This window comes from Cyanobium sp. NS01 (assembly GCF_014280235.1).
Taxonomy (GTDB): Bacteria; Cyanobacteriota; Cyanobacteriia; order PCC-6307; family Cyanobiaceae; genus NIES-981.
The window spans coordinates 2,397,824-2,423,907 of the sequence record NZ_CP047940.1; the positions used below are offsets into that span (position 1 = coordinate 2,397,824).

General features: G+C 71.1%; 29 protein-coding genes. 15 read left to right on the forward strand and 14 right to left on the reverse strand.

The window, feature by feature from the left end:
• The 3 genes from trmB to CyaNS01_RS12620 are packed head-to-tail and all read left to right on the forward strand — an operon-like array spanning position 1 to position 3,075.
• Positions 1-693, forward strand: a complete 693-nt coding sequence (trmB, locus tag CyaNS01_RS12610) for a tRNA (guanosine(46)-N7)-methyltransferase TrmB (protein WP_186700797.1) — start codon at positions 1-3, stop codon at positions 691-693.
• Positions 694-719: 26 nt separating this feature from the next.
• Entirely contained in the window at positions 720-2,039 is a 1,320-nt protein-coding gene (locus CyaNS01_RS12615) for an IctB family putative bicarbonate transporter (protein ID WP_186697364.1), read from the forward strand.
• A 19-nt stretch (positions 2,040-2,058) separates the two neighbouring features.
• Positions 2,059-3,075, forward strand: coding sequence for a BadF/BadG/BcrA/BcrD ATPase family protein (locus CyaNS01_RS12620; protein ID WP_225875677.1), 1,017 nt, complete (start codon positions 2,059-2,061; stop codon positions 3,073-3,075).
• Between the two features lie 34 nt (positions 3,076-3,109).
• On the opposite strand, the gene CyaNS01_RS12625 is transcribed toward CyaNS01_RS12620, so the two are convergent.
• Both CyaNS01_RS12625 and CyaNS01_RS12630 read right to left on the reverse strand, forming a co-directional pair.
• Complete coding sequence (locus tag CyaNS01_RS12625; protein WP_186697366.1) at positions 3,110-3,784, reverse strand: pentapeptide repeat-containing protein; 675 nt, start codon at positions 3,782-3,784, stop codon at positions 3,110-3,112.
• Positions 3,784-4,089, reverse strand: a complete 306-nt coding sequence (locus CyaNS01_RS12630) for a metalloregulator ArsR/SmtB family transcription factor (protein ID WP_186697367.1) — start codon at positions 4,087-4,089, stop codon at positions 3,784-3,786. Before CyaNS01_RS12630 ends, CyaNS01_RS12625 begins: the two co-directional genes overlap by 1 nt.
• A gap of 191 nt (positions 4,090-4,280) precedes the next feature.
• Here CyaNS01_RS12630 and acsF point away from each other — a divergent pair, with 191 nt between their 5' ends.
• The 3 genes from acsF (at position 4,281) to hemN (ending at position 7,519) form a co-directional block, all read left to right on the forward strand.
• The gene (gene acsF, locus CyaNS01_RS12635) at positions 4,281-5,312 is read left to right on the forward strand and encodes a magnesium-protoporphyrin IX monomethyl ester (oxidative) cyclase (RefSeq protein ID WP_186697368.1); all 1,032 of its coding nucleotides are present in this window, start codon (positions 4,281-4,283) and stop codon (positions 5,310-5,312) included.
• Positions 5,313-5,423: 111 nt separating this feature from the next.
• Positions 5,424-6,128 (forward strand): biliverdin-producing heme oxygenase, encoded by a 705-nt coding sequence (locus CyaNS01_RS12640; protein WP_186697369.1) that lies wholly within the window; start codon positions 5,424-5,426, stop codon positions 6,126-6,128.
• A 32-nt stretch (positions 6,129-6,160) separates the two neighbouring features.
• Positions 6,161-7,519: an oxygen-independent coproporphyrinogen III oxidase gene (gene hemN / locus CyaNS01_RS12645; RefSeq protein ID WP_186697370.1), complete on the forward strand. Its 1,359-nt coding sequence runs from the start codon at positions 6,161-6,163 to the stop codon at positions 7,517-7,519.
• A gap of 33 nt (positions 7,520-7,552) precedes the next feature.
• Here the strand turns inward: hemN and glmM are convergent, their stop codons facing one another.
• Positions 7,553-8,941 carry a phosphoglucosamine mutase gene (gene glmM / locus CyaNS01_RS12650; protein ID WP_186697371.1) on the reverse strand — a complete coding sequence of 463 codons (1,389 nt, stop codon included), beginning with the start codon at positions 8,939-8,941 and terminating at the stop codon, positions 7,553-7,555.
• Between the two features lie 56 nt (positions 8,942-8,997).
• Positions 8,998-9,213 (reverse strand): hypothetical protein, encoded by a 216-nt coding sequence (locus CyaNS01_RS12655; RefSeq protein ID WP_186697372.1) that lies wholly within the window; start codon positions 9,211-9,213, stop codon positions 8,998-9,000.
• 53 nt (positions 9,214-9,266) lie between these two features.
• Here CyaNS01_RS12655 and CyaNS01_RS12660 point away from each other — a divergent pair, with 53 nt between their 5' ends.
• Complete coding sequence (locus CyaNS01_RS12660; RefSeq protein WP_186697373.1) at positions 9,267-11,327, forward strand: lytic transglycosylase domain-containing protein; 2,061 nt, start codon at positions 9,267-9,269, stop codon at positions 11,325-11,327.
• Between the two features lie 7 nt (positions 11,328-11,334).
• Here the strand turns inward: CyaNS01_RS12660 and CyaNS01_RS12665 are convergent, their stop codons facing one another.
• Positions 11,335-11,775 (reverse strand): hypothetical protein, encoded by a 441-nt coding sequence (locus CyaNS01_RS12665; RefSeq protein ID WP_228007524.1) that lies wholly within the window; start codon positions 11,773-11,775, stop codon positions 11,335-11,337.
• A gap of 65 nt (positions 11,776-11,840) precedes the next feature.
• Positions 11,841-12,254 carry an NIL domain-containing protein gene (locus tag CyaNS01_RS12670; protein WP_186700803.1) on the reverse strand — a complete coding sequence of 138 codons (414 nt, stop codon included), beginning with the start codon at positions 12,252-12,254 and terminating at the stop codon, positions 11,841-11,843.
• Between the two features lie 70 nt (positions 12,255-12,324).
• On the opposite strand from CyaNS01_RS12670, the gene CyaNS01_RS12675 reads away from it, so the two are divergent.
• Both CyaNS01_RS12675 and thyX read left to right on the forward strand, forming a co-directional pair.
• On the forward strand, positions 12,325-12,897 hold the full coding sequence (locus CyaNS01_RS12675; protein WP_186697374.1) for a thioredoxin domain-containing protein: 573 nt from the start codon (positions 12,325-12,327) through the stop codon (positions 12,895-12,897).
• A gap of 38 nt (positions 12,898-12,935) precedes the next feature.
• Positions 12,936-13,661: an FAD-dependent thymidylate synthase gene (gene thyX / locus CyaNS01_RS12680; protein WP_186700804.1), complete on the forward strand. Its 726-nt coding sequence runs from the start codon at positions 12,936-12,938 to the stop codon at positions 13,659-13,661.
• A gap of 19 nt (positions 13,662-13,680) precedes the next feature.
• On the opposite strand, the gene dcd is transcribed toward thyX, so the two are convergent.
• Together dcd and CyaNS01_RS12690 are read right to left on the reverse strand one after the other, a co-directional pair.
• Entirely contained in the window at positions 13,681-14,274 is a 594-nt protein-coding gene (gene dcd / locus CyaNS01_RS12685; protein ID WP_186697375.1) for a dCTP deaminase, read from the reverse strand.
• 11 nt (positions 14,275-14,285) lie between these two features.
• Positions 14,286-14,933, reverse strand: coding sequence for a cob(I)yrinic acid a,c-diamide adenosyltransferase (locus tag CyaNS01_RS12690; RefSeq protein WP_186697376.1), 648 nt, complete (start codon positions 14,931-14,933; stop codon positions 14,286-14,288).
• Positions 14,934-15,197: 264 nt separating this feature from the next.
• Between CyaNS01_RS12690 and ntcA the strand changes: the two genes are divergently transcribed.
• The 3 genes from ntcA to CyaNS01_RS12705 are packed head-to-tail and all read left to right on the forward strand — an operon-like array spanning position 15,198 to position 17,601.
• Positions 15,198-15,863, forward strand: a complete 666-nt coding sequence (gene ntcA / locus CyaNS01_RS12695) for a global nitrogen regulator NtcA (protein WP_370561853.1) — start codon at positions 15,198-15,200, stop codon at positions 15,861-15,863.
• A 56-nt stretch (positions 15,864-15,919) separates the two neighbouring features.
• On the forward strand, positions 15,920-17,158 hold the full coding sequence (locus tag CyaNS01_RS12700) for a DUF3084 domain-containing protein (RefSeq protein ID WP_186697378.1): 1,239 nt from the start codon (positions 15,920-15,922) through the stop codon (positions 17,156-17,158).
• The gene (locus CyaNS01_RS12705; RefSeq protein ID WP_225875679.1) at positions 17,155-17,601 is read left to right on the forward strand and encodes a resolvase; all 447 of its coding nucleotides are present in this window, start codon (positions 17,155-17,157) and stop codon (positions 17,599-17,601) included. Before CyaNS01_RS12700 ends, CyaNS01_RS12705 begins: the two co-directional genes overlap by 4 nt.
• On the opposite strand, the gene CyaNS01_RS12710 is transcribed toward CyaNS01_RS12705, so the two are convergent.
• Genes CyaNS01_RS12710 through psbH form a run of 4 tightly spaced genes read right to left on the reverse strand, consistent with a single transcriptional unit; the run spans position 17,598 to position 19,108 of the window.
• On the reverse strand, positions 17,598-17,855 hold the full coding sequence (locus tag CyaNS01_RS12710) for a DUF3146 family protein (RefSeq protein WP_186697379.1): 258 nt from the start codon (positions 17,853-17,855) through the stop codon (positions 17,598-17,600). The two genes, CyaNS01_RS12705 and CyaNS01_RS12710, sit on opposite strands and share 4 nt — an antisense overlap.
• 4 nt (positions 17,856-17,859) lie before the next feature.
• A complete protein-coding gene (gene pth / locus CyaNS01_RS12715; RefSeq protein WP_186697380.1) occupies positions 17,860-18,495 on the reverse strand; it encodes an aminoacyl-tRNA hydrolase in 636 nt (211 codons plus the stop codon).
• 52 nt (positions 18,496-18,547) lie between these two features.
• Entirely contained in the window at positions 18,548-18,883 is a 336-nt protein-coding gene (locus CyaNS01_RS12720) for a TatA/E family twin arginine-targeting protein translocase (protein WP_186697381.1), read from the reverse strand.
• Between the two features lie 24 nt (positions 18,884-18,907).
• Positions 18,908-19,108, reverse strand: a complete 201-nt coding sequence (gene psbH / locus CyaNS01_RS12725) for a photosystem II reaction center phosphoprotein PsbH (RefSeq protein WP_186697382.1) — start codon at positions 19,106-19,108, stop codon at positions 18,908-18,910.
• A gap of 137 nt (positions 19,109-19,245) precedes the next feature.
• On the opposite strand from psbH, the gene psbN reads away from it, so the two are divergent.
• The gene (gene psbN, locus CyaNS01_RS12730; RefSeq protein ID WP_186697383.1) at positions 19,246-19,395 is read left to right on the forward strand and encodes a photosystem II reaction center protein PsbN; all 150 of its coding nucleotides are present in this window, start codon (positions 19,246-19,248) and stop codon (positions 19,393-19,395) included.
• A gap of 21 nt (positions 19,396-19,416) precedes the next feature.
• Here psbN and CyaNS01_RS12735 read toward each other — a convergent pair whose 3' ends face one another.
• Entirely contained in the window at positions 19,417-22,341 is a 2,925-nt protein-coding gene (locus tag CyaNS01_RS12735) for an alpha-mannosidase (RefSeq protein ID WP_370561562.1), read from the reverse strand.
• A gap of 159 nt (positions 22,342-22,500) precedes the next feature.
• Between CyaNS01_RS12735 and CyaNS01_RS12740 the strand changes: the two genes are divergently transcribed.
• Both CyaNS01_RS12740 and CyaNS01_RS12745 read left to right on the forward strand, forming a co-directional pair.
• Entirely contained in the window at positions 22,501-22,620 is a 120-nt protein-coding gene (locus CyaNS01_RS12740; RefSeq protein WP_186697384.1) for a photosystem II reaction center protein I, read from the forward strand.
• Between the two features lie 332 nt (positions 22,621-22,952).
• Positions 22,953-25,466, forward strand: a complete 2,514-nt coding sequence (locus tag CyaNS01_RS12745; RefSeq protein WP_186697385.1) for a DUF3769 domain-containing protein — start codon at positions 22,953-22,955, stop codon at positions 25,464-25,466.
• Here the strand turns inward: CyaNS01_RS12745 and CyaNS01_RS12750 are convergent.
• Positions 25,414-26,073, reverse strand: a complete 660-nt coding sequence (locus CyaNS01_RS12750; RefSeq protein ID WP_186697386.1) for a 3-isopropylmalate dehydratase small subunit 2 — start codon at positions 26,071-26,073, stop codon at positions 25,414-25,416. The two genes, CyaNS01_RS12745 and CyaNS01_RS12750, sit on opposite strands and share 53 nt — an antisense overlap.
• Positions 26,074-26,084: the final 11 nt, after the last annotated feature.

Sequence of the window (26,084 nt, forward strand, 5' to 3'; positions counted from 1 at the left end):
GTGCGTCAGCACGTCAACCCCCTCAGCAGCTACCACCAGGCTCCCCGGCCGCTGCCGCCGCCGGCTGAGCTGTTTGAGCAGCCCAGCCGGCCGATCCATCTCGACATCGGCTGTGCCCGTGGCCGCTTTCTGCTGGCCATGGCCGAGGCCGAACCCCAGCGCAACTACCTGGGCCTGGAGATCCGCCTGCCGCTGGTGGAGGCCGCCGAGGCCGAGCGCGAAGCCCTTCAGCTGGCTCAGGCGCGGATCCTCTACGCCAACGCCAACGTGAGCCTGGGGCCCTGGCTGGCCCAGCTGCAGCCGGGGCAACTGGAGCGCGTCTCGATCCAGTTCCCCGACCCCTGGTTCAAGCACCGGCACCACAAGCGACGGGTGCTGCAACCCGCCCTGCTGAACGCCCTGGCTGGTGCGCTGCTGCCGGGCCGGGAGCTGTTCATCCAGAGCGATGTGGAGGCGGTCGTGCTGCCGATGGTGGCGCTGATTGAGGCGAGCGGCTGCTTCACACGTCCCGCTGCCGACCCGCGGCCCTGGCGCCCCACCAACCCGCTGCCGGTGCCCACCGAACGGGAACGCTTCGTGCTGGACCGGGGCCTGCCGGTCTACCGGGTGCTCTACCGGCGCAATGACCAGCCAGTGCCGTCGCTGGCGGAGCTGGAGCCGGGTCCGATGGCCGCCAGTGCCTCCCACCCATAATCCGGCCAGACACCTCGATCGCCGCCGTGGCTGATTCCATCCGGCCCGCCTCTCCCCCGCTGCTGCTGCGCTGGCAGGGGCTGCTGGGGCATGGCGGTGGCCCGCTGGCCCAGCGCCTGGTGCCGATCGCCGGCCTCACGCTCTGCGCCCTGCTGGCAGGGCTCCCCTTCCTCACAAGGGCGGGGATGTCGCTCCTGATCCTGGCCTGTGGCCTGCTGTGGCTGCTGCTGGCCCTGCGCCGGCCGCCGGGGGGGATCGGCGCCCTGCATGGCTGGATCCTGGCCATCCTGGCGGTGGCCCTGCTGGCCACGGGGTTCTCACCGGTGCCGGTGGAGGCCACCAAGGGTCTGCTCAAGCTGGTGAGCTATCTGGGCGTCTACGCCCTGATGCAGGAGCTGCTGGTGCAGGCGCCTGCCTGGTGGGACCGCCTGGTGGCAGCCCTGCTGGGCGGCCAGCTGCTGGCCTCGGTGATCGGGCTGCGCCAGCTCTACGCCGACACCAGCGCCCTGGCCCGCTGGGCCGATCCCAACTCCGTGAGTGAAGGCACGGTGCGCATCTACAGCACCCTGGGCAACCCCAACCTGCTGGGCGGCTACCTGCTGCCGATCCTGCCCCTGGCCGTGGCGGCCCTGCTGCGCTGGCAGGGCTGGCCCTCCAGGCTGTTCGCCCTCAGCGCCCTGGGCCTGGGCACCGCAGCCCTGGTGCTCACCTACAGCCGCGGCGCCTGGATGGCCCTGGTGGTGCAGGCGGCGGTGGTGCTGCTGCTGTTGGCCCTGGGGCTCACCCGCAGCTGGCCGCTGCTGTGGCGGCGGCTGGTTCCGCTGTTGCTGCTGCTGCTGGCCACGGCCCTGCTGGTGGTGCTGGTGACCCAGGTGGAGCCCCTGCGGGTGCGGGTGATGAGCCTGGTGGCGGGTCGCGAGGACAGCTCCAACAACTTCCGCATCAACGTGTGGCTGGCCGCCCTGGACATGATTCAGGCCCGGCCCTGGCTGGGGATCGGCCCTGGCAACGAGGCCTTCAACCGCATCTACCCGCTGTTCCAGCAGCCCAAGTTCAACGCCCTGAGCGCCTACTCGATCCCCCTGGAGCTGGCCGTGGAAGCGGGCATTCCAGGCCTGCTGGCGGGGGTGGGCCTGGTGCTCACGAGCCTGCGGGAGGGGCTGCGCAGCTGGAACGCGGCCGGCAACGACGCCCTGCCCGCCCTCGCCGCCCTGGCCGTGATCGCAGGCCTGGCGGTGCAGGGACTCACCGACACGATCTTCTTCCGGCCGGAGGTGCAGCTCAGCGCCTGGTTCAGCGTGGCCACCCTGGCTGCCGCCAGCCAGCGGCGCCGCCTGCAGGGCTGAAGCGATGGCAGAGGCGGCGATGGCACCCCCAGCCCTGATCGCCGGCTTCGACGCCGGCCAGACCCACACCACCTGTCGGCTGGCCCAGCGCGACCCCGGCGGCAGCTGGACCTGTCTCGCTCAGGGAGAGGGCCCCGGCGTTCGCCACCTCGCTGCGCCCGGCGGTCCCGAGGCCTTCTGCCAGGCCCTGCGCACCAGCCTGGCTCTGGCCCTGGCGGCCTCCGGCCTCAGCGACGGGGCCCCAGTGCCCGCTGGAGCGCGCCAGCAGCACCTGCCGGGCCACCATCCCCTGCTGGCGGCGGTGGGCATCGGCGCCAGCGGCATCGAAGTGGGCAGCGGCATCCAGGCCGAGGGCACCCGGCTGGCCGCCGAGGCCCTGCAGCTGCCCCACGGTCGCCTGCTGGTGACCGGCGATGAGCGCGCCGCCCTGCGGGGCGCCATGGGGACCGCCCCGGAGGGGCTGGTGCTGATCAGCGGCACCGGCACGATCGCCGTGGGCCGCAACCGTGAGGGCCGCGAGCACCGCTGTGCCGGCTGGGGCTGGCTGCTGGATGGGATGGGCTCGGCCATGGACATCGGCCGCGATGGGCTGGGCGTGTCCCTGGAGATGGCCGATGGCCGCCGGCCAGGCAGCGATCTGAGAAGGCGGCTGTGGGACGAGCTGGGCCTTGATCCGGATCAGCCCCACAGTCCCCAGGCCATCAAGGCCCTGGTGGTGACGCCGGAATTCGGCCCGGCGGGGTTCGCGCGGCTGGCCCCGGTGGTGGTGGCCTGCGCGGAAGACGGCGATGCCGCCGCCCGGGCCATCGTGCGCCGCCATGCCGGGGCCCTGGCGGCGATGGCGGCCACCATCGCCCGGGAGCTGGACCTGGAGCAGCCCCGGATCTGGCCCATGGGTGGAGCCCTGGAGCACCTCAGAGGCCTGCGCCGGCAGCTGGAGCTGGCCCTGGAAAGCCAACTGCCCCAGGCCAGTCTCGCCACGCCCGCTGGCGACGCCTGCGCCGGAGCCCTGGCCCTCGCGGCTGAACAGCTCTGAGCGCGACGGCGCACGTCCAGCAGCCAGCAGCGGCCTAGGCCGTGAGATGGCACGGCAGCAGGGCACCATCGAGCTGAGCGCCCTCCAGCTGGGCCCCCGCCAGGTCAGTGTCCCGCAGGTCACAGCCACGCAGGTCCGCCTGGCGCAGGTCGGCGCCGGCCAGGCTGGCGCCATAAAGGCTGCAGCCCCGCAGGTTGGCGGCATGCAGGTTGGCCCCCTGCAGCAGTCCAAAGCAGAGGTCGGCGCCGTGGAAATCGGCCTGGCCCAGGTCGGTGAGCTGGTCGAGACCGGAGCGGAAGTCGGCCTCCACCAGCCTGGCCTGGGCCCAGCAGCTGCCGGCGGCCACCACCCCGCGCAGGCAGCAGCGGTGCAACTGGGCCGCCGAGAAATCGGCGGCCTGAAGCCGGGAGCCGGAGAGGTCGGCCTCCTGCCAGAAGGACTGGGCCGCCCTGAGACCGGAGAGGTCGGCGCCCCAGATCAGGGCCCGCTGGAAGCAGCAGCCCTCCACACGCGCCTGGCGGAGGCTGGCGCGGCCGAAGCGGGCCTCCTTGAAGCAACCACGGCTCAGGTTGCAGTGGGAGAGGTCGAGGTCGTGGGCATCCAGCTCAGCCAGCTGCAGGCCGCCGAGCTCGCGCACGCCGGCCACCAGGGCCGCGCGCAGCTCGCCCAGCGTGCTCGGCAGGGACCTGGCGCCGGGGCTCGGTGCCATCAGAGGATGGCGGCCAGGGCGTTGAGCTGCTGACGCCGGGATTCCAGCAGCAGGCGCTGGGCCTCGGCCATCAGCTGGAACACGGCCGCATCGATCACGGCGTAATACACCAGGGCGCCCTCGGGGCGGCGTTGCACCACGCCGGCGATGGTGAGCAGCTTCAGGTGCTTCGACACCAGCGCCTGGCTGAGGCCGGTGGCCTCCACCACGGCGGTGACGTTGAGCGGGCCGGCCCGCAAGGCCTCGAGCACCGCCAGGCGGTTGGGCTCGGAAAACACTTTGAAGTAGTCGGCCAGGTGGTCCATCGGTGGGCGAGCGGGGTGGGTGTGAGGGGTGGGCGGCGCAGGGCGAGCGCGTTGGAGCAGGAACCAAGAGCTGAATTGTAACGCCATTCAGCGTCATGCAGATGACGCAGCATCACGATGACGTTATAAGTTGAGGCGGGTGTGCAGGCCTTGCCTGGCCGCTCCTCCTCCTCCCTGCTCATGTCTCGGCCATGACCACAGCCCCCGCCACGGCGGCAGCCGGCTCCGCTCCGCACCTGCGCGAAGACCTGCTGACGCCGCGCTTCTACACCACGGAAATCGGCAAGGCCGCCCGCACCGACCTGGACCCTCAGCGGGCGTCGTTCGAGGCGATGCTCCAGGAGATGGAAACGGACTACAACCGCGACCACTTCGATCGTCGGGCTGGCCTGGGCCGGCTCTCCAGCCTCAGCGAGACTGAACAAACGGCCTACGAGAGCTATCTGGTGCGCTCCTGCGTGTCGGAGTTCTCCGGCTTCCTGCTGTTCAAGGAGCTCTCCCGCCAGTTACAGCGTGCCCAGCGCCCGGAGCTCAGCCGCCTGTTCAGCCTGATGGCCCGCGATGAGGCCCGCCACGCCGGCTTTCTCAACCGGGCCCTGGTGGCGGAGGGGATCGAGATCGACCTGCCGGCCATGGGCGGCAAGCGCCCGATCACCTGGTTCCCCCTCAACTGGGTGCTCTATTCGGTGTACCTCTCCGAGAAGATCGGCTATTGGCGTTACATCCTGATCGATCGGCACCTCAAGCTCCATCCGGAGAATTCGTTCGCGCCGCTGTTTGATTTCTTCGAGCCCTGGTGTCAGGACGAAAACCGCCATGGCGACATCTTCAACATGCTGATCCGCTGCTGGCCCGGGCTCAACAGCGGCTGGCACGGGCGCCTGCTGAGCCGCTTCTTCCTCTGGAGCGTGTTTCTCACCCACAGCCTCACCGTGTGTGAGCGCGGCGACTTCTACCAGCTGCTGGGCCTCGATCCCAACCAGTTCGACGCCGAGGTGATGCGGCAGACCAACCGCACCGCCCGCCGGGCCTTTCCGGTGGTGTTTGATCTGGAGGAGAGCGCGTTCCTGGCCCTGCGTGATCGCCTGGTGACCACCTTTCGGGAGCTGCGCCAGGCCAGGAACAGGCCTCTGCGCCGCCTGGTGCTGCAGGGACGCTTCGCCACGCTGCTGCTGCGCCAGTTCTGCCAGCCGATGGTGGCTGCGGGCTCGGCCCCGGCGTGAGGCCGCACGGCCAATCCCCCCGGCACGTGACGCAAGACAACAGGCACCCCTGCCATTGTTGCGCCAGGGCTTTACAACGCTATCGTTATGTCGTTGATTGCCGTTTTCCCCATGTCCACCACCCATCCCGCCTCCATTTCCGACCACGCCAGCGCTGAGGACGCCCGGCGGCGGCGGCAGCTCGGCCCCCGGGTCCGCAAGCTGCACGCCCGCATCGGCAAGGCCCACCACCGCGCCGAGGGGATGCACTTCTCGCGGGCCCTGCTGGCCGGGGAAGCCCATCCCCTGCAGCTGGCCGCCCTGCTGCGGGCCCTGGCTCCCGCCTACGCCCTGCTGGAGCAGAACGCGCCGGCCCTCGCCGCAGCCCTGGGGGCCACCGAGCTGCCCTGGCCGGACCTGGCCCGCTCCACCGCCCTGGCCCACGACCTGGCCCTGCTGAACCACCTGCCGGCCACCCCCCCCTCAGCGGCGGCCGCCATCTGGCTGGAGCAGTTGCGCTCGCTGGCAGCCCAGGCTCCCCACCGGCTGATGGCCCACGTCTATGTGCGCTACGGCGGCGACCTTTCCGGCGGCCAGCAACTGGCCGAGCAGGCCAGGGCGATCCTCAGGCGCCATGGGCTCAGCGATGTGAGTTTCTGGGCCTTTGGGCGCGACATCCCCTCCCTCAAGCAGGCCCTGCACGACGGCATCGAAGCCCTCACGCTGACCCCGCAGCAGGAGGAGGAGCTGCTGGAGGAGGCGGAGCTGGCCTTCCACGCCACCCAGCGGCTGCTGGCGGAGCTGGGCGACCTGGCGCCCACTCCCCTGCCCGCCTGACCCCCATCCACCTCTCCCCCCCCCTCGCCCCGATGCCACCCGTCGCCTCCCCGCTCAGCCCGGTTGAGCTGCTGCTCAAGTACGACCAGCCCGTGCCGCGCTACACGAGCTACCCCACGGCAGCAGCCTTCAGCGGCGCCGTCGGGGAGGGCGAGCTCAAGGCCCAGTTGGCCCAGCCCAGCGGGGCAGCGCTGTCGCTGTATGTGCACGTGCCCTTCTGCCGCCATGCCTGCTGGTACTGCGGCTGCAACCGGGTCACCACCCAGCTGGGCTCCAGGGTGGTGGAGCCCTACCTGGCCTCCCTGGCCCGGGAGCTGGAGCTGATCAGCGCCGTGCTGCCCCAGCGGCGGCGGCTGGCCCAGCTGCACTGGGGGGGCGGCACACCCAACTACCTCAACTGCCAGGAAACGGCCAAGCTGTGGGCCCTGATCGAGCGGCACTTCGATCTGGAGCCGGAGCTGGAGGCCTCCATCGAGGTGAACCCAGAATTCCTCAGCCGCGATGCCGTGCTGCAGCTGCGGCAGCTGGGCTTCAACCGCCTCAGCTTCGGCATCCAGGATGCCGACCCCCGCGTGCAGCAGGCCGTGAACCGGGTGGTGCCGGTGGAGCAGCTGCGCCGGGTGATGGGCTGGCTGCGGGAGGCCGCCTTCGCCAGCGTGAATGTGGATCTGATCTGTGGCCTGCCGCTGCAGACCCCCGAGCGCTTCCGCCACACCCTGGACCTCGTGCAGGAGCTGCATCCGGATCGCATCTCGCTGTTCTCCTTCGCCTATCTGCCCCAGCAGCTGCCGCTGCAGCGCAGGATTGCCGCGGCCGATCTGCCCACGGCCCGCGATCGGATCACCATGCTCGAAGACGCCCAGCAGCAGCTCGGCGGCAGCGGCTACGAGGCGATCGGCATGGACCACTACGCCCTGGCCGGCGACAGCCTGGCCCGGGCTGCGCGGCAGGGCCGCCTGCATCGCAACTTCCAGGGCTACACCACCGGCGGCGAGCTGGAGCTGCTGGGGGTGGGACCCACGGCCATCAGCCAGTTCCCCCATCTGTTCTCCCAGAACCTGCGCGATCTCAAGCAGTGGGCGGCGGCCCTGGAGCAGGGCCGGCTGCCGGTGGAGCGGGGTCTGGAGGTGCGGGAGCCGGAGGTGCTGGAGCGGCGCGAGCTGATCCGCCAGGTGATGTGCTGCTTCGCGGTGGAGATGGATCTGCAGCGCTTCGGCGCTGAATGGCAGCGGCTGCAGGCCCTGGAGCGGGATGGTCTGGTGCAGCTGCAGCAGAGCGGCGGCCGCGGCCAGGCGCAGGTGACGACCCAGGGCCGCTGGTTGATCCGCAGCATCGCCGCCGTGTTCGATCCGCAGCAAAGCCGCCGGGCCAGCGGCTCACGGCTGCTCTGAGCGGGCCATCCAGCCGGCTGGTGGCAGCGGGGGCTAGGCCGGGTTGAGGTGCTGGGCGGCGAGGCCCGCCAGCCGCTCGGCCCAATGGGCCACCGCGGCCGGCTCGGAGGCCTCCACCATCACCCTGAGCAGGGGCTCAGTGCCACTGGCGCGCACCAGCACCCGGCCCTGGCCGGCCATGGCACTCTCGGCCTGCTCCACGGCCTGGCGCAGCGGTTCGCACAGCTGCCACTGCTGGCGGCGGCGGCGATCCGGCACGGTCACGTTGACCAGCCGCTGGGGATAGGGCTGAAAACTGGCGTCCAGCCAGTCGGCCAGGCTGCGGCCCTCGCCGTGCAGCAGGGTGGCCACCTGCAGGGCGGTGAGCAGGCCGTCGCCGCTCATGCCGTGGCGGGCCGAGAGGATGTGACCCGACTGCTCACCGCCCAGCCCTGCCCCGAGCTCCTCCATCGCCCGGTGCACGTGCTGATCGCCCACGGGGGTGCGCTCCAGCACGCCGCCCTTGGCCTGCCAGGCCCTCTCGAAGCCCAGGTTGGACATCACCGTGGCGACGATCCGCTGCTGCGGCAGCAGGCCGTTGCCCAGCAGGGCCGAGCCCCACAGGTAGAGAACCTGATCACCATCCACGGTGCGGCCGCGGCCGTCAACGGCAAGCATGCGGTCGGCGTCGCCATCGAACCCGAAGCCCATGGAGGCGCCCTGGGCCAGCACCGCCTGGCGCAACGGCTCGAGGTGGGTGCTGCCGCAGTTCACGTTGATCCTGGAGCCATCGGGCTCGCCGTGCAGCACGGTGACCTCGGCGCCCAGGGCCCGAAACACGTCCTCGCCACAGGCGGTGGCCGAGCCATGGCAGAGATCGAGCACGATCCGGCAGCCATCCAGCCGGCGGCCCTCCACGCTGTCCAGCAGGCTCTGGCGGTAGTCGGCCATCAGGTCGGCCCGCTGCAGAACGGTGCCGCTGCCGCTGAAACCGACGGGCGGGGCTTCGCCCGCCAGGCCAGCCTCGATGGCGCTCTGCTGGGCAGCGCTGATCTTGGCGCCTGAGGCCCCGAACAACTTGATGCCGTTGTCGTGGGGAGGGTTATGGCTGGCTGACACCATCACCCCGCCGGCGGCACCGGCCCGACGGATCTCCCCGGGCACCGCCGGTGTGGGGCAGAGGCCAAGCTGCCAGACACTGCGACCGGCGGCGGTGAGGCCAGCGGTGAGGGCCGCCGTGAGCATCGGCCCGCTGCGGCGGCTGTCCATGCCCATCACCACCGGCCCTTCAGGGGGAAGAACCTGGCCGGCCCAGTAGCCCAGCTGCAGGGCCAGAGCCGGTGTCACCAGGGTGCCGACATGGCCTCGGATGCCGTCCGTGCCGAATCCGGCCACCGCGTCGCCAAGGGGTTGACCCAGCGGATGGGGAGCCGTGTCGGCCATCGCAACGCATCGATTCGCCGCAGGCTACGTGCAGCCCAGGGGGAGGCCGATGCCGCTCAGCGCCAGCGCCGCGGCCACCAGATCCAGCGCTGCAGCTCCAGCACGGCCCAGAGCAGCAGCAGCCCCACCACCCAGCCAGGCAGCAGGCTGAGCGGCCAGAAGGGCCGCAGCAACAGCACGCCCCCAGCCAGGGCCCACACCCTCAGGGTCCGCAACCGCTGGCCCGCCCCCGGCAGGGTCGAGAGCAGGGGGGGCAGGGAAGGCAACCGCACCGGAGCGCCCGCGTCACTGCTCTCCAGAATGCCCTGCACTCGCCACCGCGCTCTTGCGATCCCTCGCTCTGCTGCTCTCGCTCACCTGTCTGGGCAGCGGCGCAGCCCTGGTGCTCGGGCGGCAGCTGTTGCAGCAGCGGGCCTGGCCCGATCCCCTCGCCCCGGCGGCGGCCCTGGAGGCCCAGCGGCGGTTTGAGCCCGATCCGGTGCGCCGCCGCGAGGCGGCGCTGCTGCTGGTGGCTGCCGAGGAGCAGCGCCAGGAGGTCAGCCTTGGCAGCGGGGCGGGCCGCACCGACGCCAAGCCAGCCGGAGATGGCCAGGCCGGCGACCCGCAACGGATCGCCAAGCTGCTGCGCAACCAGGGCTGGGGCCGCGATCCCCTCGCGGCCGTGGTGCTCAAGCGGGCCGCCCAGAGCGCCGACCGCACGGGCGACCAGGCCGGCAGCAGCCGTCTGTGGCAGCAGCTGCTGGCGCGCTTTTCCAGCCACCCCGCCAGCGCCGATGCCCTCTACAGGCTGGGCCGGGACCAGCCGGCCCTGCGCCAGCGCCTGCTCAGGAGCTTCCCGGCCCACCCCGCCGCCCTGGCCGCCGCCCTGGAGTCCGGGCCAGCGGGAGCCGTGCACCTGGCCCGCTGGGGAGCCCGCTGGCCCGGCGCTGACCCTGTGATCGCCTCAGCCTGCGACCCGGAGCGGAAGAACCCGTCGAGCCTCAGCGGCCAGGACCGGGACCTGCTGGCTCGCAGCCTGGTGAGCCTGGGCAACCTGGAGGCAGCCGAGCGCTGCCTGGACGGCCAGGCCGGCAGCCCGGCCACCCAGCTCGAGAGAGGACGCCTGCTGCTCCGCAGCCCTGAGAACCGTGACGAGGGCGAAGCCCTGCTGCTGGCCCTGGCCCAGCAGCACCCCGCCAGCCCCGCCGCCGGCCAGGCCGCGGAGCTGCTGGCGGAGAGCACCAGCAGCTCCAGCCTGGAGCGCCTCGGGGAGCTGCCCGCTCCCCTGCAGGAGAGCGCAGCCGTTGAGGCGCGCCGCGCCCTGGTGGTGGGACAGACCTCCTCGGCCGTGGCCGTGCTGCAGCGCTGGCCGCGGGATCCGGCGAGCTGGGAACTGCAGTGGCGGCTGGCCCGGGAGCGGCTGTTGCAGGAGGACTGGCGGGCGGCGGCGGTGCTGCTGGGCACCAGCGCCCTCGATACGGCGGCCCTGCCGGCACCCGTAGATGCCCGGCGTCGCTTCTGGCTGGCCCTGAGCCAGTGGCAGCAGGGGCAGCGTCCTGAAGCCAGAGCAGGCTGGGCGGCCTTGCTGGCCCGCCATCCCGGCGGCTATTACGGCTGGCGAGCCTCCCTGCGCCTCGGCCGCGGCGACATCGACCTCGACCCCGCCACGGCGCCGCCCCTGCTCGCCCCCCCATGGCGGCCCCTGGGCAGCGGCCTGGAGGATCTCGACCAGCTCTGGCGCCTGGGCCAGTCGCTGGAGGCCTGGGAGCAATGGCGCGACGCGCGCGCCGAACAGAGCCTGGAGGGCCCTGAGCGCCTGCTGCTGGAGGGCCGCCTGCGCCGTGGCGTCGGTGATCACTGGACAGGGCTGAGCCAGCTGGAGCAGGCCAACCTGCAGCTGCGCGCCGACCAGTGCCCCACCGTGAAACAAGTGGCTGAAAGCCTGGCGGAGAGTGCCTTCAGCGCCGAACTCAACCAGGCGGGGCGCCAGATCGGCGTGGCGCCGACCCTGCTGGCGGCGGTGGCCCGGCAGGAGTCGCGCTTCAGCACGGCGGTGCGCTCACCGGCCGGGGCCGTGGGCCTGCTGCAGCTGCTGCCTGAGACTGCCGACGAGCTGACGTCTGGGCCCCTCGCCCCAGAGGCTCTGGAAGATCCGCAGCGCAACGCCGATCTCGGGGCGCTCTATCTGAGCCAGCTGATGGCCCGCTGGGAGGAGAATCCCCTGCTGGTGACGGCCAGCTACAACGCCGGCCCCAACGCCGTGGCGGACTGGCTGGGCCCCTGGCTGGACACCCTCCCGGAGCTGTGGGTGGAGGCGATCCCCTTCCCCGAAACCCGGATCTACGTGAAGAAGGTGCTGGGCAATCTCTGGGATGTCCAGAGCCAGAAGCTGCCCGTGTGTCCCTGAACGAGCCCTAGCCGGCCAGCCAGCGCCCCAGTGTCGCCCCGAGCAACACCAGGGCCCCCAGGGCCAGAGCGAGGTTCTGGGGAGGCGGCACGACACGCACGCGGGCCAGATCGAGGCGGGCCAGCAGCACGGCTGAGGCCAGGATCAACATGTTGGCCAGGGCGTTGAGATGCAGCAGGTAGAGGCCACCGGTGATGGCCAGCAGCAAGGTGACCACCAGGGTCATCACCCGGCTGGAGGCCATCAGGCTGGAGAGCTGGCGCAGCAGCAGATCCGGCATGGTGCACACCACCACCACCACCAGGGCGTGGAGGCAGTCGATCGACCAGAACAGGCTGGCGATGGCATCGGCATCGAGGGCACCGATCGGCGGCAGCGAGCCGGCGGCCAGTGGCCGGCTCCAGTGCAGCCCCTCATAGACCGCGATCGCCCCGAGCACCAACAGCATCGGCGCCCGGAACGGCAGCGCCAGCAGGCGCAGGACCGAGAGCAGCGCCGCAGAGAGCGAGGCGATCACAGCGGGTCCAGCACCAGGGCGATGGCCTCCAGCGGACAGCTGGGAATGCACTGCTCACAGACCAGGCAGCGGGGGGCATCGAAGTGGAGGGTCCAGGCCGGAGCGCTGAAGCCGAGCGCGCCGCTGGGGCAGACACTGGAGCAGATGCCGCAGTCGATGCAGCGATCGCGGTTCACGGCGATCTGCCCGGGCGCCCGGTTGAGGCCGAGCCCCTGGCTCTCCAGCCACACCTCGGCCGCCTCGAGTTCGTCGATGTCACCGGAGAGCTCCACCACCATGGTGCCGCTCTGGTTGGGAGCGATCTGGGCGCGGAGGATCTTGGCCGCCACGTCGAAATCCACCGCCAGCCGGTAGGTGATCGGCTGGTGCACAGCCTCGCGGGGGAAATGGAGGGTGAGTCGCCGCTTCACGGAACCGGTGGCGGGGCAGGGCTGGCAGAGTGCACGGCAGGCGGCGCACATCTGCCCAACCCTATCCACGATGAGCAGCTCCTCACCAGCCCAGGGCCTCGGCCAGCGCGAACGCCTGGTGCTCGTGCTGGTTGGCGTGGTGCTGGCGGCGGCGGTGTTCTGGCTGCGGGGCGGCCTGAAACCCCAGGCGCCGCTGGATGCCCTGGCCCGCCGCTCCCCCGAGCTCTCCGTGGCCCTGGCCAACGGGCGCCCCACCCTGGTGGAGTTCTACGCCGACTGGTGTGAGGCCTGCCGCGCCATGGCCCCGGCGATGGACGGCCTGGAGCGGCACTACCGCGGCGAGCTCGATCTGGTGCTCCTGAATGTGGACAACCCCCGCTGGCAGCCGGAGCTGGAGCGCTACGCGGTGAACGGCATCCCCCAGCTGGAGCTGTTCAATGGGGCCGGCCAACCGGTGGGCCGTTCGATCGGGGCCCGCAGCGCCGAGGAACTTGAGGCCCTCGCCCAGGCCCTCACCCAGGGGACGAACCTGCCGGTCCTGGCCGGGGTGGGAGCCGTGAGCCCGTTGACGGCAGCCGAGGCCCAGCAGGCCGCCGGCGATGCAACGCCTGGCACGATGGCAGGCCCGCGCAGCCACGGCTGAGGTCTGCCATGCCTGCCCCCTCCCCCACCCCATCCGGCATGGACCCGCGCTTTCGCGTCGAGCTGCTGGCCGCCACCCCCAGCCCCCAGCTGTGTGTGTATGCCGCCATGCACCAGGACTACAGCGAGGGCTTCGTGGCGGCCGAGCGCGCCGCCTGGCCCGATGAGGCGACAGCGGGCGAGATCTGCGTCAAGCGCCTGCTGGCCGGCGAGCGGGGGCACTACGGGCCGCTGGAGCACGCCCAGATCGTGCTCAACGTGGGCTGGTTTCCCCACTCGGTGATGCAGCAGGCCCGCACCCACCGGGTGGGCGTGAGTTTTGATGTGCAGTCGATGCGCTACACGGGCGATCGCATCACCAAGGCCGCCAGCGGCGAGCTCGACCTGGAAGAGGTGTTCTACCTGCGCCCGCTCGGCAACTACAGCGACCGTCAGGGCAAAAAATATGCCTACAGCACCGAACAGCGGGCCATCGACCTGGACCTCTGCCGCCGGGCTGCCGAGCGCTACGCCGAGCTGCTGGCGGCCGGCTTTGCCGAGGAGCATGCCCGCGGCATCCTGCCCTTCGACTACCGCCAGCACTTCGTGGTGAGTTTCACCCTGCGGGCGCTGCTGCACTTCCTTGATCTGCGGGCCAAACGCGATGCCCAGCAGGAGATCCGCTCCCTCTGCGATCTGATCTGGCCTCACCTGCAGCTGTGGGCCCCTCAGGTTGCCGAATGGTACGAGCTCAGCCGCCTGCACAAGGCCAGACTGGCCCCCTGAATGAGGTCCCAAGAGGGGTTCACACCCTGGCCAGGGTCACGCGTTCAGGTTGGTGTTGATACTTTCCTGCCCGGTCGCCGTAGGTTGTCTCACAGGGATCACCCTCAAAAAAGAGCAGCTGACAGATGCCTTCATCGGCATAGATGCGGCAGTCAGCCCCTGAGGAATTGCTGAACTCCAGGGTGAGGTGGCCCTCCCAGCTGGCCTCGGCGGGAGTGGTGTTGACGATGATGCCCAGGCGGGCGTAGGTGCTCTTGCCCAGGCAGATCACCGTGATGTTGGGCGGCACCCTGAGGTGCTCAAGAGCCACCCCGAGGCCATAGGAATGGGCGGGCAGGATGAAATACCGCCCATCCGCATCTTCGTGCAGGGATGCGGGCTCCAGGTTGGCAGGATTGAAGCGCTTGGGGTTCATCACCGTTCCGGGCACATGGCGGAAGATGAGGAATTCCTGGGGCGAGAGGCGCAGGTCGTAGCCGTAGGAGGAGCAGCCGAAGCTGAGCACCGGACTGCTGGCCTGAGCGGGGTCGAGGTGGCGGACCAGCGTGCCCTGGAAGGGCTCCAGCATGCCGCCGGACGCTTGCTGCTTGATCCAACGGTCGTTCTTGAGCATCGGAGGCCGGCCTAACAGCCGCGGCGGAGCTGGGTGACCTGGTCAGCCAGGGCCATCAGCTCAGGTGCCATGGAGGGTCCGGTCAGAATGACATCCAGGTGGGGGGGCCGCAGCTCCAGGGTGGTGAGCACCTCCTGGAGGGGCAGGTAGCCCAGCTCCACGGCGAGGCCGAGTTCATCGAGCACCATCAGGTCGACGCTGCCGTGGAGCAGCTGCTGGCGACTGAAGGCCCAGACCTCCTGCACTGCCTCCAGGATCTCGCCGCCATGGGTTGGAGCCGGTTCGGCCAGGCAGGTGGCCACGGCCGGCCGCAGCCACTGGAGGCGGCCGCAGAGCCAGGGGCTGGCGGCAAGCCCCTGCTCCACCCCACCCTTGAGCAGCTGACTCACCAGCACCCGGCTGCCGAGGCCAGCGCTGCGCAGGGCCAGGCTGAGCACCGCCGCCACACTGCCCCGGAACGGGGCGGTGTGGACCTGGAGCATGCCCTCCGGCTGGGCCAGCCGGCGCAGCGGACGCACGGTCGCCGGAAGGGCCGCCGCAGGCAGAGCCACAGGGGCCACGGGCCGATGGGCCGTGTGCACAGCGGCCTCGGCAGGCGCGGAACCCACCACCTCGAGCCGGACTCCGGAACCGGGGCTGCTCGAGAGACTGGCGGCCATGGACCCTGCAGCGACGCAGGACTGAATGTAGCGGTCGCGTGGCGTAGCGCTGGGCACAACCACCACCTGTGGTGGGTCCACCCACACGCACGCCGGTGCGCCCGGACTCACCGGCCCCCAAAAGGTGCCTGTTGCTACATGGGGGCCCCCATCGCATCTATAGGGTCCGCCCATATGCCTGACCCAGCCATGGTTGGCGCCACACGCGGGTTCAGCCGTACGGCCAACACACCCAGCAGCGGTGCACCAGGGGTGGTGGGCGGCATGGGGGCCGCCGGCCAGGGCAACCAGACCCTGCTGGAGGTGATCCGGGCCCTGGGAGGCAGCAGCGTCGAGGCGATCGAGCGCAGCAAGACGATCTTCTTCCCGGGGGATCCGGCCGAGCGGGTCTACCTGCTGCGGCGCGGAGCCGTTCGCCTCTCGCGGGTGTACGAATCCGGAGAGGAGATCACCGTGGCGCTGCTGCGGGAAAACAGCCTGTTCGGGGTGCTCTCCCTGCTCACTGGCCAGCGCTCAGACCGCTTCTACCACGCGATCGCCTTCACCCGCGTGGAGCTTCTGAGCGCACCGGCCACCTCTGTGCGCAAGGCGATCGAACAGGACGCCAGCGTGGGCCTGCTGCTGCTGCAGGGGCTCTCCTCACGGATCCTGCAGACCGAAACCATGATCGAGACCCTCACGCACCGCGACATGAGTTCGCGGCTCGTGAGCTTTCTGCTGGTGCTCTGCCGCGACTTCGGCGTGCCGGGTTCGGAGGGCATCACCATCGACCTGCGTCTCTCCCACCAGGCCATCGCCGAGGCCATTGGCTCCACCCGGGTGACGATCACCCGCCTGCTGGGAGACCTGCGCAACGAAGGGCTGGTTCAGATCGACCGCAAGAAGATCACCGTGTTCGATCCGATCGCCCTGGCCAAGCGCTTCAGCTGACATCGGCCTGAAGCCCAGCGGCCAAGGCGGGATACTGGCTCCATACGAGGACACCTGTGTCGGGCTGGCTGCTGATCCTGGCGCTGCTGGTTCTCGGCGGCGTGCTCTCCACCCTGGGCGACCGCCTGGGCAGCCGGGTCGGCAAGGCCAGGCTGAGTCTGTTCAAGCTGCGGCCGCGGCGCACCGCCGTGCTGATCACGGTGCTGACAGGCAGCCTGATCAGTGCCATGTCCCTCGGGCTGATGCTGCTGGTGAGTGAGCGCCTGCGCACGGGACTGTTCGAGCTCGACCAGCTGGAGGAGCGGCTCAGTGGCACCCGCAGCCAGCTCGAGGCCAGTCGCCAGCGCCTCAGCACCAGCCAGGCGGAGGTGGCCCGGGCTCAGGCCGGCCAGCGCAAGGTGCAGCAGGAGCTGGCCCAGGCCGAGCGGCGCAGCGCCGCCCTGCGCAAGGAGTTGGCCCCCCTGCAGGCCCAGCGGGCCAGGCTGGAGCGCGACAAGGTGGCGCTCGAACAACAGAACCGGAGCCTGGAGGGTCAACGCGCTCGCCTCAGCGAGGTGGTGCGGGGCAGGGACGCTGAAATCCAGCGCACCGAGGCTGAACTGGCCGCAGTGCGGGAACGGATCGCAGCAGGGGCCCAGGAGCTGCGTGAGCTCGAAAACAACCTGATCGCCCTGCGGCGCGGCGACGTGGTGATCACCACCGGCCAGTCCCTGGCCAGCGCCAAGGTGAAGCTGGAGAACCCCGGCCAGGCCCAGGAGGTGATCACGGCGTTGCTGCAGCAGGCCAACCTCAACGCCTTCCGGCGCGTGCTGCCGGGGGAGGCGGTCGATCGGCAGATCCTGCTGGTGCCCAGCAACGACATCAGCCGTCTGGAGGGGCTGCTGGCTCGACCCGGCACCTGGGTGGTGAGCATCCTCTCGGCCGCCAACGTGCTGCGCGGCGAGAGACAGGTGCTGGCCTTCCCCGACCTGCGTCCGAATCGGCGGGTGGTGGCCGCCGGTGAGGTGATGGCCCGCACCACGATCGAGGCCGGCCTGCGCAGCCCCGATCAGCTGGCCCGCCGGCTCAACCTGCTGCTGGCGGCTGCCTATGCCCAGGCCCAGCGCCAGGGCACGATGGAGGATGGGCTGCAGTTCGATGCCGCCAGCTTCAACCAGCTCACCCAACGGCTGGCAGAGCGCCCAAGCGACGCGGTGGTGCAACTCGAGGCGGTGGCGCTGCGCGACGCCGACACCCCCGACCCGATCTCCGTGGAACTGAGGATTTCGGGCAACAGAGGGGCCGGCCGCCCGTGAGGGGGGCGTCGCTGCTGGCGGGGCTCGATCCCGGGCGCAGCAAGTGCGGGCTGGTGCTGGCCGATTCCAGGGCGTCGGTGCTGGTGCAGGCCGCGATTCTGGCGCCGGCGGAGGCGTTGGCCCTGCTGCGGCACTGGCAATCCCAGCGAGGCCTCACCCAGGTGGTGCTCGGCAACGGCACCGGCAGTGGCCCCTGGCCCGCCCAGTTGCAGGGCTGCGGGCTCGATCCCCATCCCGTGGATGAGCGGGGCACCACCCTGGCGGCCCGCAGCCGCTTCTGGGAACTGGAGGGGGCCGGCAGCTGGCGCCGGCTGCTGCCTCCGGGACTGCGCCTGCCCCCCCGGGATCTGGACGACGTGGTGGCCCAGTTGCTGCTGGAGCGCTGGCTCGGGCGCCCCCTCAGCCGGGATGACGTGCCGCTGCTGCGCCACTGGCCCGCCTAGAAGCGGGCGCGCACGGTGAAGGCGTAATCGCCGCCGGGTTCGAGCTGGTAGTCGGCCTTGAGCAGGAAGCGCAGCAGGGCGTCCTGAATCAGCGCCCGGCCCAGGGAGGGCTCCACCTGCAGTTCACCCCGGTCGAAGGCCCAGCTGAAGGTCCAGTGGAAGCCACCGGCGCTCACCTCCCCCTCCAGCCGTCGATGGCTGAAGCTCTGGTGCAGCACCCGCAACTGGGCCGTGGTGAGGGGCAGAGAGGCCATCCGCTCAGGCTGGGGGGTGCTGGGGCTGAAAACTGTTCAAACGATTACCAGCCCGTTCCAGCCCCAGGCGCTGGATCAGGCCGATGCCCGCCTCCACCTCGCTGAGCACGTCCTCAAGGCAGGGCTGCTCTGCAGGAGAGAAGCGCCCGAGCACATGACCCAGAGTGCGGGCCCGACGCTCGGCTGGCGTGTCAGCCGGAGCACCGATGCCGATGCGCAGGCGCGGAAAGTCCTGACTGCCGAGGTGGCTGATGGTGCTGCGCAGGCCGTTGTGGCCACCGGCGCTGCCGCTGGCGCGCAGGCGCAACCGGCCCAGGGGCAGGTCCATGTCATCCACGAGCACGAGCAGCTGGGCGGGCTCCAGGGAGAACCAGCCGAGGGCGGCCCGAATGGAGCGGCCGCTCTCGTTCATGAAGGTCTGGGGCATCAGCAGTCGCAGGCGGCGATCCCCCTGGCCCAGATCCGCCAGCAGACCATGGAGTTTGCCCTGGTGGCGGAAGGTCACACCCGTTGCCGCGGCCAGACGTTCCAGGGCCATGAAACCCACGTTGTGACGGGTGCCTGCGTAGCGGGAGCCGGGGTTCCCCAGCCCCACCACCAGCTGCAGGGACGGGCTGCTGGTGGCTGGCTCGACTGGCAAGGATGGCGCTGGAGGAAGGCTGGCGACCCTAGCCTCAGGCCGGCGGCTGGGATCAGATCCCGCCTGGCCCTGGCGCACTGCCGGGTTCAGGGGTCTGGGGCTCAGGTGTGTTGTGCTGAGCAGAGTCTGACTCTGCGCTTGCTGCCGGTGCCGAGAGCTGGGCAGGAGAAGCCGGGGTTGCAGCAGATGGGGCCTCTGAAGCGCTGGCCTCGAAGCTGTTGATGGCGGTGCGGAACTCCTGCTCAAACCCGGAGGAGGCCGACTGAAAGCCCTTGAGCGTGCGGCCCAGGGTGCGGCCCAGCTCAGGCAGACGCTTGGGGCCGAACACCAGCAGACCGATGGCGGCGATGACCGCCATCTCGGGGAGGCCGATTCCGAAGATGTTCATCGCAGGGACCTGCTGGGGTCAGGCTCAGCCTGCACCATTCCAGTTCACGTTGATGCCTTCGAGCAGCAGCGACTGGTTGTACAGCTGCAGGATCACCAGCAGGAAGACCAGAAACAGGGCCATGAAGATGCCCATCACCGGGGTGGTGCCCCAACCGGGCACAACCTTGCCGTATTCGGAGTTCAGTGGACGCAGCAGATCTCCGAGAGGGGTGCGTTGAGCCATGGCTGCTTGGGCCTCTCGCCTGAGGTGTCGGGATCGTTACTCTAGGGCTCTCGAAGGCCTTGCGCGCCAGGCTTTCGAGAGATGTGACGGATCGTTGGGGCCCTCCCTGCCGTTCGCCAGCCCCCCTGCCCTCCCCCATGGATCCCAGCACCAGCGGCTCCCCTGCCCTCTCCGTCGCCCTGGCCGTGCTGGCCGTGCTGCTCGGGCTCACCGGCTTCGGCGTCTACATGGCGTTTGGGCCGCCCTCCCGCCAGCTCACCGATCCCTTCGACGACCACGAGGACTGAGGCCTCCACTGGGGCTTGGGCTCAGTCGTTGCGGCTCAGGCGCCAGAACCCGAGCTGCCAGGGCTGAAGCTCGCGGTCCTGGCCCGCTGCAACGGTCTCCTCAAGTCCATTGACCCTCGCCAGCACGGTCCAGCCTGGACCCAGCTCGAGCCGGCGCCGGCAGGCCGACTGGTTGGCCACGGCGATCACGGCCTGGGCTGGCGTCCCCTTGCTGGTCTCACGGCTGGGCCACAGCCCCAGCAGGGCCAGCCCCTCGGCCAGGGGGGGCAAACCATCCAGGGGGGCCGCCCGCCGATCCCCCGCTGACGCAGCGCGCCCCAGCCAGAGGGGCTCGCGGAACACCTGGGCGTGGTCGGGGATGGCGGCCTGGGCCCAGGTGGGAGCTGCAGCCATCAGGGCCAGCCGCTGGCGGCGGCGGCCGTTGTCGGCGCCGGGGTCGGGCCAGGTGGGAGCCCGCAGCAGGGACACGCCAAGCCGCCCGGCGTCACAGGACACCCCCTGGGGCCCGTCCAGCAGCACCGCCAGGCCACCACCGCGGCCCGCCGTGGCCAGCCAGCTGATCGCGGCCACTTCCCAGCGGGCCTGCTCGCGGGCGGTCACGGCCACGGCCGGACGCTCCAGCACCCCACCGGACGTATCGGCCGCCCAGCGCTGGGCCGGCTCCGCCAGGGGCAGCTCCAGCCGCAGCAGCTCATGGCGCTGGTGCCAGTCGATGCTCAATGTCAGCTCGAGCCAGGGGGTGGCGGCGAGAAGCCGCCCCTCCAGCCGCACCCGGCTGCGGCCGAAACGGCCCCGCCACACGAAGCTGGCGCAGAGCGGCCCCCGCTCGCGCCACACGGGTGCTCCCTGCCATGGCCACGGAAGTGGATGGTCGGCGTGGTCGGGGGCCAGGTCCCAGGCATCCCAGAACTGACCGCGATCGGCGTAGCGGCACCAGCGCAGGGGCTCGGCCAGCAGGCTGCGGCCGGCCTGGTCCCAGAGCTGCTCGATGCCGTGCTGGCCGAGCTCCACGGCAATCAGGCCGTTGCCGGCCCGCTGGCCGGCGGTCCAGACCGGCTGGTCCACCAAGGCCGACTGCGGCTGCGGCGGCTGGGCGGCAGCCACGGCCGCATGGCACTCCAGAGGCTGGGCCACCACGCCGGCCAGGGCGGGGAGCTGCACCCAGTTGCCCCCGGCGGCAGCGCCCTGCTGGGGCAACAGGGCACCGGCGGCACTCCAGCAGCCGGCCGGCAGGCGCCGCACCCGGCGCCGCGCCGCCAGCGGCTGCAGCTGCACGGCCCACCACCGCTCAGGGCCGTCCTGGCCAGTGTCCGGAGGTCCGGAAGGGGTGAGGCCCAGCCACTGCTGGAGGTGGCGATCGCGGCTGGCCCGGGCCTGGCGGCGGGCGGCTCTCCAGACGGGCTCAGCCTGCTCGAACACCTCCGGGATCGCCGTGCCCGGCAGGATGTCGTGGAACTGCTGAAACAGCAGGGGCTGCCAGTCGGGCTGCTGGCGCCCCCCCGCCAGCACGGCGGCCAGCCCGGCTTCCCGCAGCAGCCGCTCCAGGGTGCGGTTGTGGCGTTTCTGGTCGGGCCGGGTGGTGGCGCAGCCCCGGTGCAGCTCGAGATAGAGCTCATCGCGCCACACCGGCAGCTGGGGGCGCAGGGGCTCGAGGCCCGCCAGGAAGGACCGCAGGCTGCCGTGGGTCTGGGGCGCCGCCTCGGGCTGGTGCCGCCACAGCTCCAGCTGCTCCAGCATCTCGGCGGTGGGACCGCCGCCGTGGTCGCCGACCCCCGGCAGCCAGAGGGCCTGGGGCAACCCGGTGGCCCCCTTCCACTCCAGCCGGTGCCGCTCCATGGCGAGGGGATCCCCATCGGTGCCGATCGGCGCGCTCATCAGCGCCAGCAGCTCGCTGCCGCAGCGGCTGCGCCAGCGAAACAGCCGGTGCGGGAAGGGGTTGGTGGCGTTCCAGAACAGTTTGTGGGTGCAGAACCAGCGCACATCGGTGGCCGCGGCCACGGCCGGCAGACCCGCCCCGAAGCCGAAACTGTCGGGCAGCCAGGCCAGCTGATGGCTCAGGCCCGGGAAGCGGCGGCGGCTGTCGTGCTGGCCTTCCTGGAACTGGCGCAGCAGCGAGGCGGTGCTGATCAGCACGCAGTCGCTTTCCACCCAGGGGCCGTTGATCGGCTCAAAGCGGCCGGCGCGCACGGCCGCCTGGAGGCGGCGCAGCAGGGCAGGGCGCTGGCGCTCCAGCCAGGCGTAGAGCGCCGGGGTGGAGTGGGCGAAGTGCAGGTCGGGGAAGCGATCGATCAGGTCCAGGGCGGAGCAGAAGGTGCGTTCAGCCGCCCGCCAGGTGTCGGCCACCGGCCACAGCCAGGCCAGATCGAGATGGGCGTGGCCCAGCACATGCAGCCCCGCGCCAGGGGGCAGCGCCTCGGGCTGGCCGGCCTGCTGACGCAGGGCCAGCAGGGCCTGGCGGGCCGGCTGCAGCACCCCGAGGGGATCCTCCAGATCCAGGGGTTCGAGTTCGATGCTGCTGTGGATCAGGGCACCGTCGTCGTGCAGGGGGCTGCGCAGCCGCAGCTCCAGCCGCAGCGCCTCCCCCCGCCACCAGCGCTGGGGCAGGGGCCAGCGGCAGGAGGTATCAAAGAGGTCGCCGCAGTGCACCCGGGCGCCATCGACCCAGAGCTCGGCCTGATCGGCCCACCAGCGCAGGGCCAGCCGGGCCCGCAGGCCGGCAGTCTCCGCCTGGGCCGCCTGCCACGTCCCGGGGCAGGGCACCTGCAGGGTGAGGCAGGTCCAGTGACCTCCCCGGGGCCAGATCACCAGACCTCGGGCCTGCCAATCCGGCCGGTGCAGCGCTCCCCAGGGATGCTCCAGGGCCGGACCGGCGCCACCGCCTGGCTGGGGACAGTGCCAGCGGGCCTGCAGATCGAGCGGAGCGGGAACGGGGCTGATTCGTTTCAAAGTGAGGCTTGTGAGGCTGCAGGCCTGCGGTCCGGGCCCTGGGCGTCGTTGGATGGCGGGCCAGGTCCCATAGGATGATGCCGCTGGCAGAGGGTCGATGAGGTCCTCAGAGCTGGCCGTCACTCCCTGTTACCTGCCCGCTCCGCACAAGACCGAACCATGCTCGCTCTCAAGATCTCGGTTTATTCGGTCGTCTTCTTTTTCATCGGCGTTTTCGTCTTCGGCTTCCTGGCCAGCGACCCCAGCCGCACCCCAAGCCGCAAAGACCTCGAAGAGTGACCTCCAGCCTCAGCGCTGCGCTCACCGGATGGAGCCAGGGCTGGGCGAACCCTCTGGGCTACGGATCTGAGCCGGAACAGGGAGGCCTCGGATCGAGGTCTCTGAAGGTTGTGTCTGGGGAGCCACGGGTTGTGTCGGGCCTCCACCCCCCAGAGGGTTGAGCAGCGCATGGGGCCTGCTCGGCAACCGGACGCCCCGTCAGCGGGCGATCAGTTGAATGCCCGTCCCCCGACAGGCCCTGCTCCGCCCATGAGCCAGCACTGTGGGTCCTGCCGATGCCCCGTCCCCCCGGCCCTGATGCCCGTCGTCTGCCAGCCATCATCCTGATGAGCATGAGGCCCCACCCAGGGCGCCTGCGCCTGCGGCGCGGGACCTGGCTGGCGGCCCTGGCGGTGCTGAGTGCTCTGGCCCCTGCCGTGGGGACCGCCGCCCCAACCCCGATCGACTCACCGCGTGACCCGAGCGAAGCGGAGAAGGCCGCCGACGTTCTGCCCCCAGCCAGCGCGGAGGCCCCGGCCGACGCCGGCCAGCAACCCGCCGAGCCAAGGCTGCTGGTGGTTCGCTCGGATCGGCAGAGCTACGACCGCGCTTCCGGCACCCTGACAGTGAGCGGCAACGTGGAGGCCCGCTTTGACGGCTGGCGGCTGCTGGCCGACCGCATCGAGCTGCGCGACGACCGGCGCAGCGTGCTGGCCACGGGCCAGTTGCGGCTGATCCGCGGCGACCAGATGCTGCAGGCCGGCAGCCTCCGCTACAACGACTGGGAGGGCTCCGGCAGCATCACCGACGTCTATGGGGTGGTGGATCAGGAGACCCTCGCCCGCGACTTCGGGGCCTTGCGGCCAATGGGCGTGGGGCTGAAGGGACTGCCCGAGGCCCCGGCGACCGAACCAGGGGCTGCCGCGCCGGCACCGGATCCCGGCGAAGCGGCCGTGGCCCTCGACGACAGCTTCGCCTGCCCGGAGCTGACCGCCGATCCGCAGGCCCGCCCGCTGCTGGAGCTCCTGCCCCCGCGGCGACGCCCGCAGCCCACCATGCCCGCACCGGTGGGCTGCCCCGGGGGTGATGCCAGCCCGCGCAACAGCTCCCTGGGCCAGATCCTCAACGACGTGGCGCTGGAGCCCCGCGCCCCCGGCGAGAGCGTCGGCACGGGCGACCTGCCTGCCGCGGACCAGACGGCGGGCGAGCAATCGGCGGGCGAGCAGGGCCAACAGCCGGGCAGCCGCAGCGGGCCAGCAGTGCCCGACGTTCCGATCGACCAGCGGGTGAGCGGCGTGCGCTACCGCCAGAGCCAGGACACCACGATCAAGCTCGACCTGGCCCCCCTGATCGAGCAGCAGAACGACGCCCCCGGGGGATTCGGCAGCTACCGGCCCCGGCCCCCGAAGGAAGGCCCGCTGACGCGCCTGCGCTTCCAGGCCACCAGCATCCGCATCCAGCGCGATGGCTGGTTCGCCGATGCGGTGGCCTTCACCAACGACCCCTTCACCCCCGCCAAGGCCTGGATCTATGCGCGGGGGGTGGAGGCCCGGATCCGCCCCGACGGGGTGACCAGCATCAGCAGTCGCGACAGCCGCATCCTGCTTGGGGATCGCTTCTCGGTGCGAGGCCTGCGCGACGCCCAGATCGGCCAGCAGCAGAGCGCCTTCAGCCTGGATTCCGACCGCCGGGACCGGGACGGCGTCTACCTGGGCTACAACCTGCCGCCGCTGCGGCTGGGTCGGGAAGGGGTGCTGCGGCTACAGCCCCAGCTGATGATCCAGCGCGCCATCGAAGATCGCACCGAGAGCTATGTGCGCCCCGGCACCTCCCTGGCGGGGCCTGACGTGCTGCAGCAAGCCCGCTTCGGTGACCTCTTCGGCCTGGCCGCCCTGCTGGATGTGCCCGCGGGGCGCTTCCGCCTGCTCGGGGATGCCAGCCTGTCCACCTTCAATCCCGATAACTTCCGCGCCGGCACCCGCAGCAACGCCCAGCTGAGCACCCCTCTGAGCCTGCCGGGCCACAGCAGCTCCCAGGGGGCGCTGTTCGGCAGTTACCGGGAGCGCATCTACAACGGCAGCCTTGGACTGCAGACCCTGGTGTATTCCTATGGGGCCGAGCTCCAGGGCGAGGCTCAGCTGACCGGCAGCCGAGCCGATGACGAGCCCCCTCAGGGCACCCCCTATTTCACCCCGCTGCGCCTCAACTGGCGGGCCCTGAGCGGCAATTACCAGGCGGCCCTCTTCGACACTGACAACCTCGACACCCAGTGGCGCAGCGTGTTGCGGGGGGGCGTGAACGGCTCCCTGCGGTTATGGGAAAACCGCGATGGCGCCAACCCCGACACCATGGCCCAGTTGCGCTACGCGCCGATCCCGGTGATTCCAGGCCTCGGGCTGGATTTCGGCATCAACGGCAGCACGGCCTTCTACCAGGACGGGGCCCAGCAGAACACCCTCACCCTGGCGGCGGGCCCGTCGTTCACCATCGGCCGCTTCGAGCGGCCGGTGCTCGACTACACCCGCTTCTCCGCCTCCCTGGCGGGCACCCTGCTCGATGGCGGCAGTCCCTTCGGCTTCGATCGGGCCGTGGACCTGCGCACGGTGAGCTTCAACGCCGCCCAGCAGATCTACGGCCCCCTGGTGCTGGAGGCCGGCGCCACGATCAACATCGACAGCCGCTCCCGCTTCAACGGCGATGTGAGCTACTCCTACGTGGAGCTGAAGCTGCAGCAGCGGGCTTACGAGGTGGGCATCTTCTACAGCCCCTATGACGGCATCGGCGGCATTCGCATCCGCCTCAACGACTTCGACTTCACCGGCAGCGGGACCCCGTTCGTGCCTCGCCCCCAGCACCGCGGCGGCTGAAGCCGTTGGCATAGGGCAGGGCTGCCAGGGTGCGGCTGAGCGCCTCGTGGTGGGAGAGCAGCTGGCCGGTGGCATCCCACTGGCCGGTGCTGAGCATCTGGCGGGGGCCGGCGTCCAGCTCCAGGGACCAGCTCTGGCCTGGAGCCCGCAGCGTGGCCTCCGCCACATCCAGGCTGAAGAGGGTGGCAGGGGCTGTGGCGGCGGCTTCCTGGATGGTCAGCATCAGCCCATGGGGTGCGGTGAGGCAGGGAAGGCCCAGGGCGAGGCAGTTGCCATGGAAGATCTCGGCGAAGCTCTCGCCCACCAGGGCGCGGATGCCCCAGCGCATCAGGGCCTGGGGGGCGTGCTCGCGGCTGGAGCCACAGCCGAAGTTGCGGTTCACCAGCAGCAGCCTGGCGCCGCGGTGCTCGGGCCGGTCCAGGGGATGGGCCCCCCGCAGTTCGGCCCGGTCGTCAGCGAAGACCTGCTCACCGAGACCCTCGAAGGTGACGCACTTGAGAAAGCGGGCCGGGATGATCCGGTCGGTGTCGATGTCATCGCCGCGCAGCACCACGGCGGTGCCGGCCACCTGGCTGATCGGACCGCTGGGGAAGGGGGCAGTGGTCATGGCGCTGGTCA

Coding starts and splice junctions, on each gene's coding strand:
- CyaNS01_RS12710 (WP_186697379.1), bottom strand. CDS start 17,855: ATGGCCTCTCTGCCCCTCACCACGGCCCAGTTGCGGGTGCTGCACCAG.
- CyaNS01_RS12640 (WP_186697369.1), top strand. CDS start 5,424: ATGTCCACCACCCATCCCGCCTCCATTTCCGACCACGCCAGCGCTGAG.
- CyaNS01_RS12620 (WP_225875677.1), top strand. CDS start 2,059: ATGGCACCCCCAGCCCTGATCGCCGGCTTCGACGCCGGCCAGACCCAC.
- CyaNS01_RS12740 (WP_186697384.1), top strand. CDS start 22,501: ATGCTCGCTCTCAAGATCTCGGTTTATTCGGTCGTCTTCTTTTTCATC.
- CyaNS01_RS12720 (WP_186697381.1), bottom strand. CDS start 18,883: ATGAACATCTTCGGAATCGGCCTCCCCGAGATGGCGGTCATCGCCGCC.
- thyX (WP_186700804.1), top strand. CDS start 12,936: ATGGACCCGCGCTTTCGCGTCGAGCTGCTGGCCGCCACCCCCAGCCCC.
- glmM (WP_186697371.1), bottom strand. CDS start 8,941: ATGGCCGACACGGCTCCCCATCCGCTGGGTCAACCCCTTGGCGACGCG.
- acsF (WP_186697368.1), top strand. CDS start 4,281: ATGACCACAGCCCCCGCCACGGCGGCAGCCGGCTCCGCTCCGCACCTG.
- CyaNS01_RS12630 (WP_186697367.1), bottom strand. CDS start 4,089: ATGGACCACCTGGCCGACTACTTCAAAGTGTTTTCCGAGCCCAACCGC.
- psbH (WP_186697382.1), bottom strand. CDS start 19,108: ATGGCTCAACGCACCCCTCTCGGAGATCTGCTGCGTCCACTGAACTCC.
- CyaNS01_RS12690 (WP_186697376.1), bottom strand. CDS start 14,933: ATGGCCGCCAGTCTCTCGAGCAGCCCCGGTTCCGGAGTCCGGCTCGAG.
- hemN (WP_186697370.1), top strand. CDS start 6,161: ATGCCACCCGTCGCCTCCCCGCTCAGCCCGGTTGAGCTGCTGCTCAAG.
- ntcA (WP_370561853.1), top strand. CDS start 15,198: ATGGGGGCCGCCGGCCAGGGCAACCAGACCCTGCTGGAGGTGATCCGG.
- CyaNS01_RS12675 (WP_186697374.1), top strand. CDS start 12,325: ATGAGCAGCTCCTCACCAGCCCAGGGCCTCGGCCAGCGCGAACGCCTG.
- psbN (WP_186697383.1), top strand. CDS start 19,246: ATGGATCCCAGCACCAGCGGCTCCCCTGCCCTCTCCGTCGCCCTGGCC.
- CyaNS01_RS12745 (WP_186697385.1), top strand. CDS start 22,953: ATGAGGCCCCACCCAGGGCGCCTGCGCCTGCGGCGCGGGACCTGGCTG.
- CyaNS01_RS12750 (WP_186697386.1), bottom strand. CDS start 26,073: ATGACCACTGCCCCCTTCCCCAGCGGTCCGATCAGCCAGGTGGCCGGC.
- CyaNS01_RS12665 (WP_228007524.1), bottom strand. CDS start 11,775: ATGCTGTTGGTGCTCGGGGCGATCGCGGTCTATGAGGGGCTGCACTGG.
- dcd (WP_186697375.1), bottom strand. CDS start 14,274: ATGCTCAAGAACGACCGTTGGATCAAGCAGCAAGCGTCCGGCGGCATG.
- CyaNS01_RS12625 (WP_186697366.1), bottom strand. CDS start 3,784: ATGGCACCGAGCCCCGGCGCCAGGTCCCTGCCGAGCACGCTGGGCGAG.